The sequence below is a fragment of the Lactiplantibacillus sp. ME-2 genome, assembly GCF_022549155.1.
In the GTDB taxonomy this organism is placed as follows: domain Bacteria; phylum Bacillota; class Bacilli; order Lactobacillales; family Lactobacillaceae; genus Lactiplantibacillus; species Lactiplantibacillus plantarum.
This window is the reverse complement of record NZ_JAKZEQ010000050.1, coordinates 1-15,110: the sequence shown is the minus strand read 5'-3', so window position 1 is coordinate 15,110 and position 15,110 is coordinate 1. Positions and strand designations below refer to the sequence as shown.

The 15,110-nt window shown below is 45.5% G+C and carries 12 protein-coding genes; 9 read left to right on the top strand and 3 right to left on the bottom strand.

Annotation, left to right across the window (positions count from 1 at the left end; translation table 11 throughout):
• Positions 1–105: 105 nt before the first annotated feature.
• Positions 106–549, bottom strand: a complete 444-nt coding sequence (locus tag MMY95_RS13955) for a MerR family transcriptional regulator (protein WP_003643360.1) — start codon at positions 547–549, stop codon at positions 106–108.
• A 105-nt stretch (positions 550–654) separates the two neighbouring features.
• On the opposite strand from MMY95_RS13955, the gene MMY95_RS13950 reads away from it, so the two are divergent.
• The 5 genes from MMY95_RS13950 to MMY95_RS13930 all read left to right on the top strand — a co-directional run bounded on the left by MMY95_RS13950 (position 655) and on the right by MMY95_RS13930 (position 5,976).
• Positions 655–1,674 (top strand): aldehyde reductase, encoded by a 1,020-nt coding sequence (locus MMY95_RS13950; protein ID WP_053267225.1) that lies wholly within the window; start codon positions 655–657, stop codon positions 1,672–1,674.
• 196 nt (positions 1,675–1,870) lie between these two features.
• Complete coding sequence (locus MMY95_RS13945; protein ID WP_053267224.1) at positions 1,871–3,253, top strand: glycoside hydrolase family 1 protein; 1,383 nt, start codon at positions 1,871–1,873, stop codon at positions 3,251–3,253.
• Positions 3,253–4,725: a PTS sugar transporter subunit IIC gene (locus tag MMY95_RS13940; protein WP_011102003.1), complete on the top strand. Its 1,473-nt coding sequence runs from the start codon at positions 3,253–3,255 to the stop codon at positions 4,723–4,725. The genes MMY95_RS13945 and MMY95_RS13940 overlap by 1 nt, the downstream gene beginning before the upstream one ends.
• Before the next feature lie 23 nt (positions 4,726–4,748).
• Positions 4,749–5,075, top strand: a complete 327-nt coding sequence (locus tag MMY95_RS13935) for a PTS sugar transporter subunit IIB (RefSeq protein WP_003642267.1) — start codon at positions 4,749–4,751, stop codon at positions 5,073–5,075.
• Between the two features lie 454 nt (positions 5,076–5,529).
• Positions 5,530–5,976, top strand: a complete 447-nt coding sequence (locus tag MMY95_RS13930) for a PTS glucose transporter subunit IIA (protein WP_003642266.1) — start codon at positions 5,530–5,532, stop codon at positions 5,974–5,976.
• A 202-nt stretch (positions 5,977–6,178) separates the two neighbouring features.
• Here MMY95_RS13930 and MMY95_RS13925 read toward each other — a convergent pair whose 3' ends face one another.
• Together MMY95_RS13925 and MMY95_RS13920 are read right to left on the bottom strand one after the other, a co-directional pair.
• Complete coding sequence (locus MMY95_RS13925; protein WP_011102002.1) at positions 6,179–7,000, bottom strand: helix-turn-helix transcriptional regulator; 822 nt, start codon at positions 6,998–7,000, stop codon at positions 6,179–6,181.
• A 130-nt stretch (positions 7,001–7,130) separates the two neighbouring features.
• Positions 7,131–7,445: a hypothetical protein gene (locus MMY95_RS13920; RefSeq protein WP_076661563.1), complete on the bottom strand. Its 315-nt coding sequence runs from the start codon at positions 7,443–7,445 to the stop codon at positions 7,131–7,133.
• A 187-nt stretch (positions 7,446–7,632) separates the two neighbouring features.
• On the opposite strand from MMY95_RS13920, the gene MMY95_RS13915 reads away from it, so the two are divergent.
• From MMY95_RS13915 to MMY95_RS13900, 4 genes are all read left to right on the top strand, one after another.
• A complete protein-coding gene (locus tag MMY95_RS13915; RefSeq protein WP_003642262.1) occupies positions 7,633–8,469 on the top strand; it encodes a metallophosphoesterase family protein in 837 nt (278 codons plus the stop codon).
• A 64-nt stretch (positions 8,470–8,533) separates the two neighbouring features.
• Positions 8,534–8,896 (top strand): hypothetical protein, encoded by a 363-nt coding sequence (locus MMY95_RS13910; RefSeq protein WP_003643357.1) that lies wholly within the window; start codon positions 8,534–8,536, stop codon positions 8,894–8,896.
• A 212-nt stretch (positions 8,897–9,108) separates the two neighbouring features.
• On the top strand, positions 9,109–12,402 hold the full coding sequence (locus MMY95_RS13905; RefSeq protein WP_241277733.1) for an alkaline phosphatase family protein: 3,294 nt from the start codon (positions 9,109–9,111) through the stop codon (positions 12,400–12,402).
• A 375-nt stretch (positions 12,403–12,777) separates the two neighbouring features.
• Positions 12,778–14,778 (top strand): ABC transporter ATP-binding protein/permease, encoded by a 2,001-nt coding sequence (locus MMY95_RS13900; protein ID WP_015380873.1) that lies wholly within the window; start codon positions 12,778–12,780, stop codon positions 14,776–14,778.
• The last annotated feature ends 332 nt before the right edge of the window (positions 14,779–15,110 follow it).

The following is a 15,110-nucleotide window of genomic DNA, read 5'->3' as shown; positions in this document are numbered from 1 at the left end:
TTGCCAATCAGTTAGCAGCTTAATTTAGTTGTCCAAACTTGTGGGTTCACTTCATAATCGGCTTTTAGTGCTTGAAAATGGCGTCAAACACGGCTATTTAACAGTTTATTCCGTCACTGGAAATGGATCTGCTAAACCGAGGGCTTGTTTTTCAGACTTCGCTTGAGCAATTTCCCCTTGCACTAATTCACGCGCGTGCGGATCACTATATAGGTTTAATTTGTAATCCACTTCCTTCAGATTTTTCATGATTTGGGCTTGCTGAGCAAGAATGGCATTGCGGTGAGTCGTCAGCAGCTCTCGTCGTTGTGCAATCGATTGGGGACCTGCCATGACATAACTGATATATTGGCGAATAGCACTGATTGCCATACCGGTATTTTTGAGGCAAATAATCGTATGTAATAGATGAAGATCACCGTCTGTAAATGCTCGGTAGCCGGATTCATTGCGACTGACAAAGGGAAGTAAGCCTTGTTTATCATAAAAACGCAAGGTGTACGCACTTAGTCCGACCTTATCAGCGACTTCTTTAATCGTATAGGTCAAAAAGATTCCTCCTAACACTTGCCTTAGAGTGTTGTCTAAGGTTTATATTAGCTATATTAACAAGCCATGATGAAAAAAACAACCAATATTCCGGGGGAATTAAACATGAATAAATCATTAGTATTAGTCACTGGCGGTAATGGCTTCTTAGCCAGTCATATCATTAAACAATTATTAACAGCGGGCTATCCGGTTCGGGCAACGTTACGGTCGTTAGATAAAGCAGCTGGTGTGAAGCAGACGCTAGCGGGTACACCTAACTTAGATCGATTGACATTTGTTGCTCTGGATCTGACACAGGATCAGGGTTGGGCCGAAGCAATGCGTGACGTGACGTATGTGATGAGTGTTGCGGCACCAGTATTTGTTAATCAAGGTCGGGCTTCTGATGAGGTCACTAGTGCGGCCAAGGTCGGCACGATCCGTGTTCTAAAGGCAGCGACGGCGGCCGGTGTTAAGCGGGTCGTCATGACTGCCAACCTTGGTGCCGTTGGCTTCAGTCGTTTGGATCATGATCATCCCGTCACTGAAGTGGACTGGACCCGCGAAGACCAACCGGGGCTTTCGTTGTATGAAAAGTCGAAGTTGGTTGCTGAAGAGGCTGGCTGGGCGTATTGCAAGGCGCATGCTGATAGTCCAGAATTCACGACGGTTAATGCCGGTGCCATGCTTGGGCCATCGCTTAATGGGCACGTCACGGGTAGTTATAATCTAGTTAGTCGGATATTAACTGGACAGATGATGCCAAACCTTAAAGTCAATGTCATCGACGTTCGCGATGTCGCTGACTTAGAGGTTCGGGCGATGACGGCGCCTGCAGCGGCCAATCAGCGTTTTCTAGCAGTGGCCGCCACACCAATCTCGATGCGGGACCTCAAAACATTGATTCAAGAACAACGGCCGCAGTTGGCTGCAGGCCTGACGAAACATTTGATTCCAGACTGGTTTGTGCGGGGGTTAGCCCCATTTAGTGGGCAATTACGCGAGTCTAGTTTGATGATCCGCATCAATCACGAGGTCAGTACCCAAAAAGCCCAGCAATTGTTAGGGTGGCAAGCGCGCTCAGCTGATACTGCGGTATTAGCCGCTGTCGATACACTGGTTAAGAATGGTTTGAATAAATAGGACGATCAAAACGGTCTAGCAGTAGTATTTACTGCCAGGCCGCTTTTTGTAGCTACTTTAGTGGCAACCGGACTTAGTCATTTTAACAAAAGTATATATTTTTAAAGTAAAAGTATTGATTTTGGAATAGAAATAGGATAGTATTATTTCACAAGGAAAGCGTTTTCCAAAATAAATGACACAGAGGAGGAGTTTGATGGATAAGGAGCGACAGATGCCCAAGGATTTTTTCTGGGGTAATTCAGTGTCAAGTATGCAAACTGAGGGTGCTTGGGATGAAGACGGTAAGGGCCGTTCAGTTTATGATGTTCGTCCTGCGACAGCAACCACTTCGGATTGGCATGATGCCATTGATGAATATCATCGTTACGAGGAAGATCTTGATTTGATGAAGGACTTACATTTGAATATGTATCGAATTCAGATTTCATGGTCACGAGTAGTTCCAGATGGTGATGGTGAATTTAATGCCGCTGGGATTGCGTTTTATGATCGGCTGGTTGATGCGATGCTGGCGCGGAGGATTACGCCGATGATTTGCCTGTATCACTTTGATATGCCGTTAGCCTTAGCTGAAAATGAAAACGGGTTCATGTCGCGCCACACCGTTGATGCGTTCGTCCGTTTTGGTGAAAAGATGATTAGCCACTTTGCTGACCGGGTTAAATATTGGATTGTGTTCAATGAACATAATCTATACTTTACCGACGAAGTCTTCAACATTTCAGGTTATACCAAGGGCGATCAGAGTGTTAACGACTTATACCGGATTTTCCACCATACTATGTTAGCGCACGCGCGCCTAGATGACTTTGTTCATCAGAACTACGATGACGTGAAGATTGGTGGTATGTTAGCTTACACCCCGGTTTATCCAGAAACAGCTAAGCCAATTGATATTATGGCGGCTCGTAAGAGTGACGAATTTTTGAACAACAACTTGAATGACGCTTACGTGCACGGGCACTATTCACCAGAAGTTCTGCGTTACGTTGAACAACAGGGCATCGATTATGATTTGCAACCAGGTGATGAAGCAATCATCGGCAAAATGAAAGCGGATTTTTTGGCCTTTAGTTATTATCGTTCAACGGTTATCAACGGGGATAAAATATCCGTTGATGCCGTTCCGAATCGTTATCTCAATTATTCATTTGAGGCCAACCGCTTTTTACAAGCTAATGAATGGGGCTGGGCGATTGATCCACTCGGTTTCCGCAACTTGATTACCAAGTTGTATGACCAGTACGAAGTACCCGTGTTCCCGATTGAAAATGGGATTGGGTTACGCGAGCACTGGGATGGCCAGCATATGATCGAAGATGATGAGCGGATTACTTATCATGAAGAACATATCAAGGCGATGAAAGATGCCATGTTGATCGACGGTGCTAAGGTACTAGGTTATCTCGGCTGGGGCTTGATTGATATTCCAAGTTCACACGCAGATATCGAAAAACGTTACGGAGTTGTTTACGTTAACCGGAGTAATCATGATCTAAAAGACTTAAAGCGGGTTCCCAAGAAGTCATATTATTGGCTGCAAGGGGTCCTAGCAAAAAATGGAGATGAATTGTAATGGAAAATAGTAGTAATGGTGCTGTTAGCAATTTCATTAACAACAAAGTTTTACCGCCAATAATGAAGTTCGTTAACACTAAACCAGTTAAAGCCTTACAAGACGGGATGGTCTACGCCTTACCATTTATTATCATTGGGTCCGTATTCTTGATCTTATCTAATATTCCAATTCCAGCTGTGGCTGCTGTTATTAAGGCCTCTGGTTGGGCAGCGTTCTTTAACCAGGCCTATACAGTAACGTTTGGGGTTCTCTCACTTTGGGCGGCCGTTGGGATTGCCTATGTGTATGTGCGTAACGAAGGGTATGAACCACTGCCCGCTGGGTTAACTTCCATGGCCGTATTCTTACTTTTGCAAACGCTTAACATTGCCAATCCATTAGTAGCTGCGATGGGTAAAGCCGGTACTGGGATTACCAATGCTGCTGGGAATGTCGTGATGTCAGGTAGCGCCGTTTCACAGAATATCGATAAATTACCAAAGGTCCTACAAAATTTTGTGCAAGCACCCGTTACTGGGGTTGTTAATATTACCTGGCTAGGTGGTCAGGGGATGATCGCTGCCATTATTGTCGGTATCTTAGTTGGTTGGGCTTACTCCGCTATGATTCGTAAAGGTTGGAAGATTACCCTACCAGAACAAGTACCAGCCAGTGTTGCCAACCAATTTACTGCCATGATTCCTGCCGGGGTCATCTTGATTGTTGCAATGTTAATCTTTGCGGCCTTCAGTGCTTTCGGTAATACTGACATGTTGCAATTTATTTACAAGGTTCTTCAAACACCGCTTCAAGGATTATCCGATTCACTCGGTGGTGCGCTGGTTATTGCGTTCTTAGTGCCATTCTTCTGGTTCTTTGGGGTCCATGGTGGGTTGATCATGGGTGCCATTACTAGTGGGTTACTGATTCCGAACACGTTCGACAATGCTTCATTATATAAAGCAGGTAAGTTGACCGTTGCCCAAGGTGCTCACATTGTAACTAATGAATTCTACAATAACTTCATTAACTTAACTGGTTCTGGGATTACGATCGGACTTGTTATCTTTACGTTGTTTGCTGCTAAGTCCGTGCAATTTAAGACGATTGGTAAAGTTGAATTTATTCCAGCATTATTCAACATTAACGAACCATTCTTGTTCGGGTTACCGATCGTGATGAACCCATTCTTGGCAATTCCATTCTTCTTGACACCAGTAATCGTGGCATTATCCACTTATCTGGTCATCTACTTCGGCATTGTGCCACCATTGAATGGTTTCGCGGCACCGTGGACGACCCCAGCAATCATTTCTGGTTTCCTGATTGGTGGCTGGAAGATGGCTATCTGGCAAACAATTACGTTGGTCATGTCAACTGCAATTTACTTCCCATTCGCTAAGAAGTACGATGCTATCTTAACGAAGGAAGAAGGCGAAAAGGCCGCTGCGGAAGCTGCTGCTGGTAACGCTGAAATTGAAAAGATGTAATTATAGAAAGGAATTAAATAATTATGGCTGAAAAAATTATTATGTTGGCATGTTCTGCGGGAATGTCAACCTCACTATTAGTGTCTAAGATGGAAGCTGCGGCAAAGCAAGATGGTGTTGATTACAAGATCTTTGCCACCTCAGCGGCTGATATTGACCATCAACTGAGTCAAGATCCGCATCCCGATGTCTTGTTATTAGGACCACAAGTTCGCTACATGGCGAATGACGTGAAGAAGAAGACTGATAAGGCTGGGATTCCAATGGATATCATCAATATGTCCGACTATGGCATGATGAATGGTGAAAATGTCTTACAAGCAGCTGAAAAGTTACTCGGCGACAGATAATTAGGATTTAACCGGGGAAGTCAATGCAATCGTGAATCACCAACGTGTGCGGTGGTTGCTTTAACATGATTGGGACTTGTCCGAGTGATAATCAAACACTAACCAAATCCTAGATTGTTTTGGTGGTGGGCATCTCAGGATGTTATAATATGTTACGATTCCTCACTGGCTAAATGCTGGTGGGGAATTTTTTTGTCGGTGGCTGGGGCCCGCGATACGGTACTGCGAGGGTGTGCAGGCGAGTAAGTGAGAGAAGCATTTAGTGTAGACGTTACTTTGGCAGTGCTTAATTTTAAAGGACGGCTGCTGATTCAAAATGGCTATTAATCAAACAAATTAAATAAAACCCTTGACCTGAAACCCGTTCGAGCAGTTAGGATAAAGGTAATCAAAGAACGGTAGCTGGCCAGCGCCATTATGGAAATTTATTCATCAAATTCGGGAGGGTTTTATCATGGGACTATTTTCATTTGGTAAAAAAGTTAAATTATATGCACCAGTTGATGGCACACTGATAGATTTAGCCACAGTCGCTGCGGGTCAGACGGGGTTTGCGGTGACGCCAGAACGCCACCATATCTTCAGTCCAGTAACGGGAACCGTCAGTGCCCTGATTCCAGAACAAAATGCGATCGAACTGGCAGCTGGAAAGCTGACGGTACGGTTACGAATGGGTGTTAATACCAGCGCAACTCCGGCAACTTATGTTCATGAAGGCGACCAAGTGACACCAGAAACACCACTCGCTTTTGTGGATCAAGAGCAGGCCGCTGAAAATGGGGAGGATATGACGGTGTTGGTGGTTGTGGATAAAGGTGGGCAACCCGCTGAAAAAATCAGTTTATCCACAAGTGGACAAGTGAGCCACGACCAAGAAGTTGCCACGGTTGTTGCTAAGTAGGACGGATGATGGGGCTAATCGTGTGTAATTGTTTGCGATGAGCTGAGTCAGAAGGAATTTCATCGCGTCACCACAGTTGATTGATGCAAGGTCAACTAGCAATTGCAATGCAGTTGTTAAATACGAAAACACACTTCAAAGCTGCTACTTTTGAAGTGTGTTTTCGTGTTCAGTTGATTTTTGATTGGCGGTTGCAAGCAATTCAATCTGCCGCAGAATGAGCCTGTCCTTGTCCACAAGCCATCAGTTCAGCTTGGTAGGCATCATTGATGCGATTGAGTGCTTGGTGAAATTCCGTGATAACTTTGTTCATTTGGCGCTGATACTTTTCATCCAACGAATAACCGTTTTGAACTTGAGTTTTAGGCCCCGTTGTTTGATTCAAGTACGCCTTTAAGTCATCGTCTGGCTGTAACTTTTCGTATAAATCGACATTGTCTAGTAAGCGGACGATCCGGTTGTATTTACCCGTAAAGGTCCGCCGAATAATCTGTATTCGGTGACGAAAGACATAGCAACCGGCCTGAATGACGGCTTGAGGTTCTGGGTAGGTTGTCGTTTGTTGGTAGTGTTGGACGATTTCAGGAACAATCTGCCGAATCGCATTATTGATAGTCGGTGTAATTAAGGCCGCCGCGATTTTAGTTGGGTCGGATACGCCCTGTTCAGTCTGTGAGGCCGAACTGAACAAGTCACTAGAAAGAATGTTCGGATTGGTCGTAGTTAGGTCCACATATTCCCATAGTAGGACATTGAATTCTGAATGATTGAGACCACCATTTTGAAAGACAGCGGTGACATATTCAGTCAAACTACCGTATAAAAGGTAATTAGTGGATACGTCAAAGTATGCAGCTACTTTAGCGAGTCGGTCCGCGTTAGCTAGCGTACGTCCCTTTTCCCAGTCATTAATTGTGCTTTTTCCAGCCAAGCCAATCGCAGATGCAAGTTTGGCCATACTTAAACCAGCGGCAATTCGAAGTTGGTGAATACGATTACCAACTTGTTGTTTATCAATCTGCAATTTGATTTCCCCCCTGATTGGTTCTTAGTATATTCTAACATAGGGAGGGAAGCGCTCGCATTGTTAACACTGAATATATTAGCACTTTCGATGATTGGTGTGGTAACGACAGATAAGTAGTATCAAGTGCTTAGTGATACTTATGAATAATTGTCATAAAAGCGGTGCTATTATTTACCGGCCAGCCGTCTAGTTGGATTTCATAAGGTTGTTCCGTACCAGGATAAATATGACCGGGAATCGCAACCTTTTGCCGGTGGTCGTGAATGATCAGGAAAAACATCGCAGGTCGACAAAGGATGGTCACGTGTGCGGCCAGGCAGTCGCTAAGCGTGGCTGCTAAATGCTGGCGAATGGTCGTTAGTCCCGCAGCCCCTTCATTAATAACGATCGACCAATCGAATGCCAAGTCTGAATAGGCGGTTAATGGTGTTAATTGTTGCATGTTGAATGCCTCCTCCAAGGTATTAATTAGACTAAATATTACTATTAGCATACATGCAAATAGTTGTGATGACGACCATCTGCGCTTGTTATGGCCAATTAATAAGCTGGCTTAACAGAGATCATGCGACAAGTGTAAATTGCCAGCGTATACTAGAAGTATTATGTGCAAAAGGAAGTGTCGAGAAATGCAACACCGGATTGCTGTGCTGGCAGATATTCATGGAAACTTGACGGCGCTTAATGCTGTGTTGGCGGATGCGCGTCAGCAAGCCGCGACGGATTATTGGTTCCTCGGTGATCTATTCTTACCCGGCCCGGGTGCCGAAAAGCTCTACCAGACCTTAGCGGACACTGCGCCGTCAGTATGGTTGCAAGGTAATTGGGAACAGGGGATTAATGCGGTCATGACTGGAAACGGGCGACTGGATGATCCTTCACAGATTTATTTTGCACGATTGACCGCGTATCTGGTGACCCATCTGAGCAAATCGCATTACGCTGAATTAGTGCAACGGCCCATTGCGACAACGATGGTCGTGAACGGGTTAACTTTTCAACTGGCCCATAATCAGCCGGAACGCTCGACTGGTCACGACCTGTATCCGGATGAACGCCAGTCTAATTTTGATCACCTAGCTGGTGATGCGGATGTGGCCGTTTACGGCCATACCCACCAACAAATTATGCGGGTGAGTCAGCGGGGCCAGCTCATTATTAATCCCGGGGCGACAGGCCAACCTTATAGTCCATACGCTAAGTTCATGGCTGATCAGCGTGCTCACTATGCAATCTTAACGGTGGATGACGCGGGTCGAATCAGTGTGGATTTTCGAAAAGTTGATTATGATATTAGCCTTGAGTTGACCGTTGCGCGTGAACAACAATTACCATATTTAGACTTATATGAACATCTTCGCCGGACTGGTTTTACGAGTACCCATGACCAAGCCTTATTGGGCAAACTGAACGCTAAGTTTAATTACGCTAATGAGGTACGACGATTTTTTGGCATGCAAGCGTGATAGTTAGTGGTAAGTTAGTGAGTTAACTCTTATAATGATTGAACAGGATACGAGGAGGGTTTTCATGAACTTTGCACCATCAGAATGGTTTGGCTTTAACAAGCGAGCTAGACATGATATGACGTTTACTAAGACTATCAATGGCGAGACCAGTACCAAGCAAGTGTACGGGCACTTTAACGTGTGGGCCCTGTTGTTCACGTGGTTTTATGCGCTGTTCAGTGTGCGGTGTCGAACCCCGTTTTTCTTACTGAAAACGGCGGTGCCATTCTTAGGCATGCTGTCGTTAAATATGGTGACGCAGCTGTTTTTTAGTGACCAAGTTGTCATGAGTATCGGGTTACTAGGCGATATTTGGTATGGTTTTATGTTTGAGACGTGGTTTAGAAATCAGCTGGTTGCAAATGGCTATCAACAAACGGCTTAGTGCGACAGGAATAGATTAGCTTATCAGGCTTCCCAGCAAGACGTGGGGAGCTTTTTTGATTGGGGTCGTTGACAAGCTTCTGGCTAGTAAAGTATCGCAACATAAATAATATCGTTTCTTTACAAACATCTGACTAAACACTTTACATTCCTTAACTATTCTTAAAAGTGCAGTTTGTTTTACGATAAAAAAGATGGAGTGATAATTTTATAATGATAAAGCCGCGTGTTTTAACGACCTTATTAGTTTGTTCAGCAATCTTAACAACGACGGTGACCCCGGCCGTCGCTGCAGTAACCCCAATGGCGACTCCGAGTGAGCAAGTTGCCGAACCAGTTGCCAGCCCGGCCGTTCCAACAGCAACCTTGAGTTTGGCAATTCAAAATCAACAATTGGTTGATTTAATTGGGCAGACGCAGTGGCAAACCTATGGGCAGCCTGCCGTGACGAAGGACCCTGAATTTAACGACCAAGTGTTGAACTTGGATGGCAAATCAGCGTTTTACACGACCTTCACGGATCAGCAGTTTGCAAAGTTACAGAATGGGATGGCGATCGAGGCGTACTTTAAATATGATCCAGCCGCCGATGCCAATGGTGAACATGAGATCTTTTCTAGCCAACAGGGTGGTGGTTTAGGACTTGGGGTGCAAAACAATCAAGTCGTTTTCTTCGCCCATGATGGTTCCGGCTATAAGACTCCTAAAGGCACCTTACATAAGGGGCAGTGGGTGCATGCGGTTGGTGTGATCGATAAGAATAAGACGGCTAGCTTGTATCTGGATGGCCAGTTAGTCCAACAAGTGGCTATGCCCGGTGATTTAAAGCTGGCACAAGGAACCAAAGACTTTGTGCTGGGTGGTGATGCGGTTCCTGGAAGTCACGTTCAGTCAATGATGACCGGTCAAATTAGACAGGCCCGCTTGTATGATCAGACATTGACGTCGCAACAAGTAAGTCAATTGAACGTTGAAGCACAGGTCGGCAAGCAGCCGGTCGCACCCGTAACAGTCGACCAAACGATTGCGACGAAGCTCGTTGGCCCGAAGCGAATTGCGAGTGGGCACACTTATGGTCTTAATGTACACGCCCGGCAAATCAAAGCTACCGGTGCCGCCCCAATCACCATGGATGTCGTGTATGATGCGGCTAAGTTTGACTATGTCGGTGCAGAACGTCTCTTACAAGGGGGAAAGACGCAGATCCAACTGATTGCGCCTGGCCGTATTCGCCTGACTACGACGGCGAACCTTTCAAAAGCTGAATTTAAAATGTATGCGCAAACGCGGTTAGCGCACCTTAATTTGAAAGCTAAGGCCGCTGGTGAGACGCAGATCAAGTTTGAGCAGCTAACTAAAGATACAACCATTGAACTAGGGCCAGCTCAAACTGTTGAAATTCAAGGTAAGTACGCGCTAGATTATAACGGTGACGGGATTATTGGTGTTGGTGACGTGGCCCTGGCAAACGCAGCCGATAAAGTGGCAGCCGCCAATGCAGCTGAAATCAAGCCTTATAAACACGTGGTCGTTTTAACGACTGATGGTGGTGGGAACCCCTGGGATCCGAAGGGAATGTACTATGCACAAGGTGCGGAGCAAGGAACTAAGACTCCCGTATGGACAACCAACCCAGAAATCATGAAGAAACGTCGGAATACGTATACGATGGACTTATTCAATAAGCAGTTTGCAATGAGTACGTCAGCGCGGGCCGTTTCACCAGCGATTTCGGCACAAAACTACATTTCCATGTTACATGGTCGGCCATGGGACACGCTACCTAAGGGATATCAAGGGACTAACGCGACCATGGGACAAGAATACTTTGCAGACTTTAACAAACCACAAGCAATGTTCCCATCAGTATTTAAGATGTTACAAGCCGATAATCCAACTCGGGGCGCTGCGGCTTTCTCAGAATGGGGACCAATCGTCAATAGCATCATTGAACCAGATGCCGCGGTGACTACTAAACAGTCAGCTTCGCTGAAATCCTTTGATGATGTGGCTAACTATATCGGCACGCCAGAATTTCAAAGTACTGGGTTAGTCTACATGCAAAGTGATTATATGGACGGTCAGGGACACGGTCACGGCTGGTACAATGACAATTACTGGGATAAGTACGCGCAATATGATGCGCTGTTCAAGCGAGTAATGGATAAGCTTGAAGCAACCGGTCACATTCATGATACGTTAGTCATTGCCAACGCTGATCATGGCGGTTCTGGCAAGAATCATGGTGGTTGGGATGAATATAACCGCAGTATTTTCATGGCGCTCGGTGGCGAAACGGTCGATAATGGCCGCCGTTTGCATGGTGGAAGCAATGCTGATATCAGTGCTGATATCAGTGCGCTCATCCTGAATGCTTTGCAAGTCCCACAGACACCACAGATGTTTGACAGTCAGGTCTTTGACTCATCGGCTTTTCTTAAGCAGACTGACCTATCGAAGAAGAAACGTTCAGTTGAAACGTTAAAGCTCAGTCGCAATGATCAGGAAGCAAAAGTTCAATTGACTCATAACCAAAACCGGCAACTGACGGCATTTGATCTGCAATTGGACTTAGCAGGTCGGGAAGTCGCTGACGTTAAGGTTCCAACCGGCGTGCAGATTTTACGGCAGACGGTCGCTAATGGTCAATTAAGATTAACAGTCAGTGCCAGCCAACCCGTGACTGACCTGGTGACGATTAAACTCGTACCAAGTAAGACGCGTGCGGCTAAGACCATCATGTTAAGTCAAGCAATGGCTGCCACTGCCGACGGTACAGAAGTGCTTGTGGATTTGGATAATGATAATCCACTGACGAGTACGGCTAAACCCGACGAAAACGGCAGCACGACGACTAAACCAGATGGCAATGGTACTGCGGTCAAGCCGGATGAAAATGGCAGCACGACAACTAAACCAGATGGCAATGGTACTGCCGTTAAACCGGATGAAAATGGTAGCGCGACAACTAAACCAGATGGCAATGGTACTGCCGTTAAACCGGATGAAAATGGCAGCACGACAACTAAACCAGATGGTAACGGTACTGCCGTTAAACCGGATGAAAATGGTAGCAACACGACTAAACCAGGTGGCAATGGTACTACCGTTAAGCCGGACAAAAATGGTAGTAGCACAACTAAACCGAATGGCAACGGGACTGCTGTCAAACCCGACAAGCATGAAACTAGCACCACGGGGAGTGGGACAGTTAATACATCAGGTGCAGACAAAACGAGCACCAACGACAATGGCACTTCAATGACGGCCGGTACAGCTAGTTCGCATGCAAGTACAGTCACGGATCGGGTGACGAGTGGCACGGTATTGCCTGAAACTAGCTCGAGTGCAACTACTAATCATGGCAGTCATTCGACAGGTCATCATGGTAGCGGCTGGTTACCACAGACAGGTGAAGCGGTGCAACGCTGGCTAGCAGTCGCCGGCGGTGTGTTCCTCATGCTGACTGGTGCAATCGCGGTTTGGTGGCGGAAGCGACGCGCCTAGGTAAATATAACTTGGCACGATAATTTTGGAAGTAAGCACGGATGAGGCAGTTTCTGGGAACGGTGTGTTTCTCGAAACTGCCTTTTGTGCACGCTGATCAACGGTGGTGATGTCGGTTGAAGTACCAGAGCGAACCAGGTTGTAATGTCACTCCTTAATAATTAATTTCAAATTATTTAGCCTAATAGTTAGTTTTTGTTGTTATAGTCTAACTAAAGTGCTATGATAAGATTCAATAAAAATAAGGTATAAGATTTTTTCCACAGTTGTTTTTTTGGTAAACTTAATGACTAATAGTCACAGTTAAAGCCCTTGATATAAATAAAGGGGAGTTGGCACACGATATTGACGTACAGTAAGGTAGGGTGAGCGAGGATGAGCTACTTAGAATTAAAAGATATTCACAAGGCCTATTATTTAGGCAAGGAAGCTTTCCCAGTCTTGAATGGGATTAATCTAACTTTTGAACGAGGTGAATTCGTTGCGATTTTAGGGGAATCTGGCGGTGGTAAGTCAACGTTGATGAATATCATTGGTGGCTTGGATCGGCAATTTCAGGGACAAGTGTTATTGCAAGGAACCGCGTTAGATCATCACCAAGAGAAACAGATGGATCAGTATCGGCGTGAAACAGTCGGTTATATTTATCAATCATATAATTTGATCAACCATCTGTCCGTGTTAGACAATGTCCTGATCTCGTTAGATATGACCAAGTTAAATCGGTCAGAACGTGAGCAACGAGCTAAGCAACTGTTAACTCAGGTGGGGTTAGCGGATCAAATTAAAAAGTACCCGAACCAATTATCTGGTGGCCAGAAGCAGCGAGTTGCGATTGCCCGGGCTTTAGCGAGTGATCCGCAGATTATTATCGCGGATGAACCGACTGGCGCATTGGATTCTGAAAATACCACGGAAGTTTTGAAAATTTTGGATCAGATTGCGGCGGAAGGTCGGCTTGTAATTTGTGTGACACATTCGCAGGATGTTGCGAATGCGGGTACTCGAATCGTGCGCTTAGCTGATGGTAAAATCACGGATGACGAGCGGGTGAAACCCGCTTATCCGGTCGATGAAAATCGCCAACAGATTGCGGCACGTAAGTTACCGTGGTATGTGCCACTGAACACGGCGTTTAAACATCTACGCTATACTTGGACTTGGAACTTGATTATTATCATTGGGACAGCGATTGGTTTATTCGCAGTGATGTTGTTTAACGGGTTAGGTAATGGCCTCAAGGGGTATATTAATCAGGAAATCAATGATATGGTCAATCCCCGTGTCGTGACAGTGAGTCGGTATCAAAAATCGAGTCAAAGTCAGCGAGGCGGCAGCCAAGAAGGTAACCAGCAGGCAGCTGCCATGGGGGCGAGTGTGGCGACGACCAATCAGCCAACGTTCAGTACGGCCCAACTGAGTAAACTGAAAAAAGTTGCGCATGTTCAGACCGTTCAGCCAATTTTGAGTGCAAGCAACGCGACAATTACAGTTGGTAATAAAGACTACACCGCTTCATCGTTAACAACGTGGACGGCTTCTAACCGGAAGTCGATTATTAAAGCTGGTCACGTGGCTGGTAAGAATGAAATCGTCGTCGATAAGAGTAGTGTGGCGAAGAAATGGTCATCTAAGAATTGGAAGCAATTGGTCGGTAAGAAAGTGACTGTGGCTTTTCAGACAACGAATAAGAGTGGTAAAAGTGTCACGGTTAAACGGCAATTAACGGTTGCTGGGATCACGGACAGCACGACTGGAAGTGGTGTGAACGCCGTGACCTACGCCACTATGAAAGATATGCGGTCAGCAAAGAATTTAAGTACGCAGCCAACTTCAGTTGCGGTGAAAGTTGATTCGCGGGAGCATAATGATGCTGTAACCAAGCAGATTAATAAGCTAAAGATTGATGGCAAACGGGTTTACCGTGCCACCAGTATTGCCAGCATGCTTGATACGGTCAATACGTATGTTAACTTAGCAACCACGATTTTGGCGGCAATCGCTGGAATTTCCCTACTAGTCTCAGCGTTAATGATCATTGTGACCATGTTCATGTCGGTCAGTGCCCGGAAGAAAGAAATCGGAATCTTACGTGCGCTGGGTGAAAGTCGCCGTGATATTCGGCGATTGTTCACGAGTGAATCATTGATCATTGGGGTCATCAGTGCACTACTAGCTACTGGAATTGCTTATGGTATTGGAGCTGCCTTGAATAAGGTCCTCTACCAAATCGCCAGCTACAATATGATTGAGATTCAGGTAAGTAATATTATCTCGACCTTTATCATTGCCCTGGTGATTGCCTTATTAGCAGCCATCTTACCAGCTTGGCGCGCCGCTCGGTTGAATCCAATCGATGCCCTCGCCGCTGATTAAGTAATTGTGAGTCATTAACTAAAATAGTCTGTTAGTAAAACGGTAATGAAGCCCAGAACGGGATTCATTACCGTTTTTTGTGCGTGGGGCCTTTGATGCTAATTTGCTTTACATATGTCGAAATTGACATATAATGAAGACAACTAAATAGAACACACATTGCGCGAGCCAATTTGTCATGAATCGTGATTAAAATGTGCAAAGTTTTTAAGTTCAAAAGCAGCCAGCTATGGACCGCTGGGAAAGTTCGACTCAGCGTAAACTTGTTTAGTTAATTCGTCCTACACCGACCTCCAGGCATTTCTGCCAATTGCCGGAACGTGGTGGGCACA

Coding starts and splice junctions, on each gene's coding strand:
- MMY95_RS13950 (WP_053267225.1), top strand. CDS start 655: ATGAATAAATCATTAGTATTAGTCACTGGCGGTAATGGCTTCTTAGCC.
- MMY95_RS13945 (WP_053267224.1), top strand. CDS start 1,871: ATGGATAAGGAGCGACAGATGCCCAAGGATTTTTTCTGGGGTAATTCA.
- MMY95_RS13940 (WP_011102003.1), top strand. CDS start 3,253: ATGGAAAATAGTAGTAATGGTGCTGTTAGCAATTTCATTAACAACAAA.
- MMY95_RS13935 (WP_003642267.1), top strand. CDS start 4,749: ATGGCTGAAAAAATTATTATGTTGGCATGTTCTGCGGGAATGTCAACC.
- MMY95_RS13930 (WP_003642266.1), top strand. CDS start 5,530: ATGGGACTATTTTCATTTGGTAAAAAAGTTAAATTATATGCACCAGTT.
- MMY95_RS13920 (WP_076661563.1), bottom strand. CDS start 7,445: ATGCAACAATTAACACCATTAACCGCCTATTCAGACTTGGCATTCGAT.
- MMY95_RS13915 (WP_003642262.1), top strand. CDS start 7,633: ATGCAACACCGGATTGCTGTGCTGGCAGATATTCATGGAAACTTGACG.
- MMY95_RS13910 (WP_003643357.1), top strand. CDS start 8,534: ATGAACTTTGCACCATCAGAATGGTTTGGCTTTAACAAGCGAGCTAGA.
- MMY95_RS13905 (WP_241277733.1), top strand. CDS start 9,109: ATGATAAAGCCGCGTGTTTTAACGACCTTATTAGTTTGTTCAGCAATC.
- MMY95_RS13900 (WP_015380873.1), top strand. CDS start 12,778: ATGAGCTACTTAGAATTAAAAGATATTCACAAGGCCTATTATTTAGGC.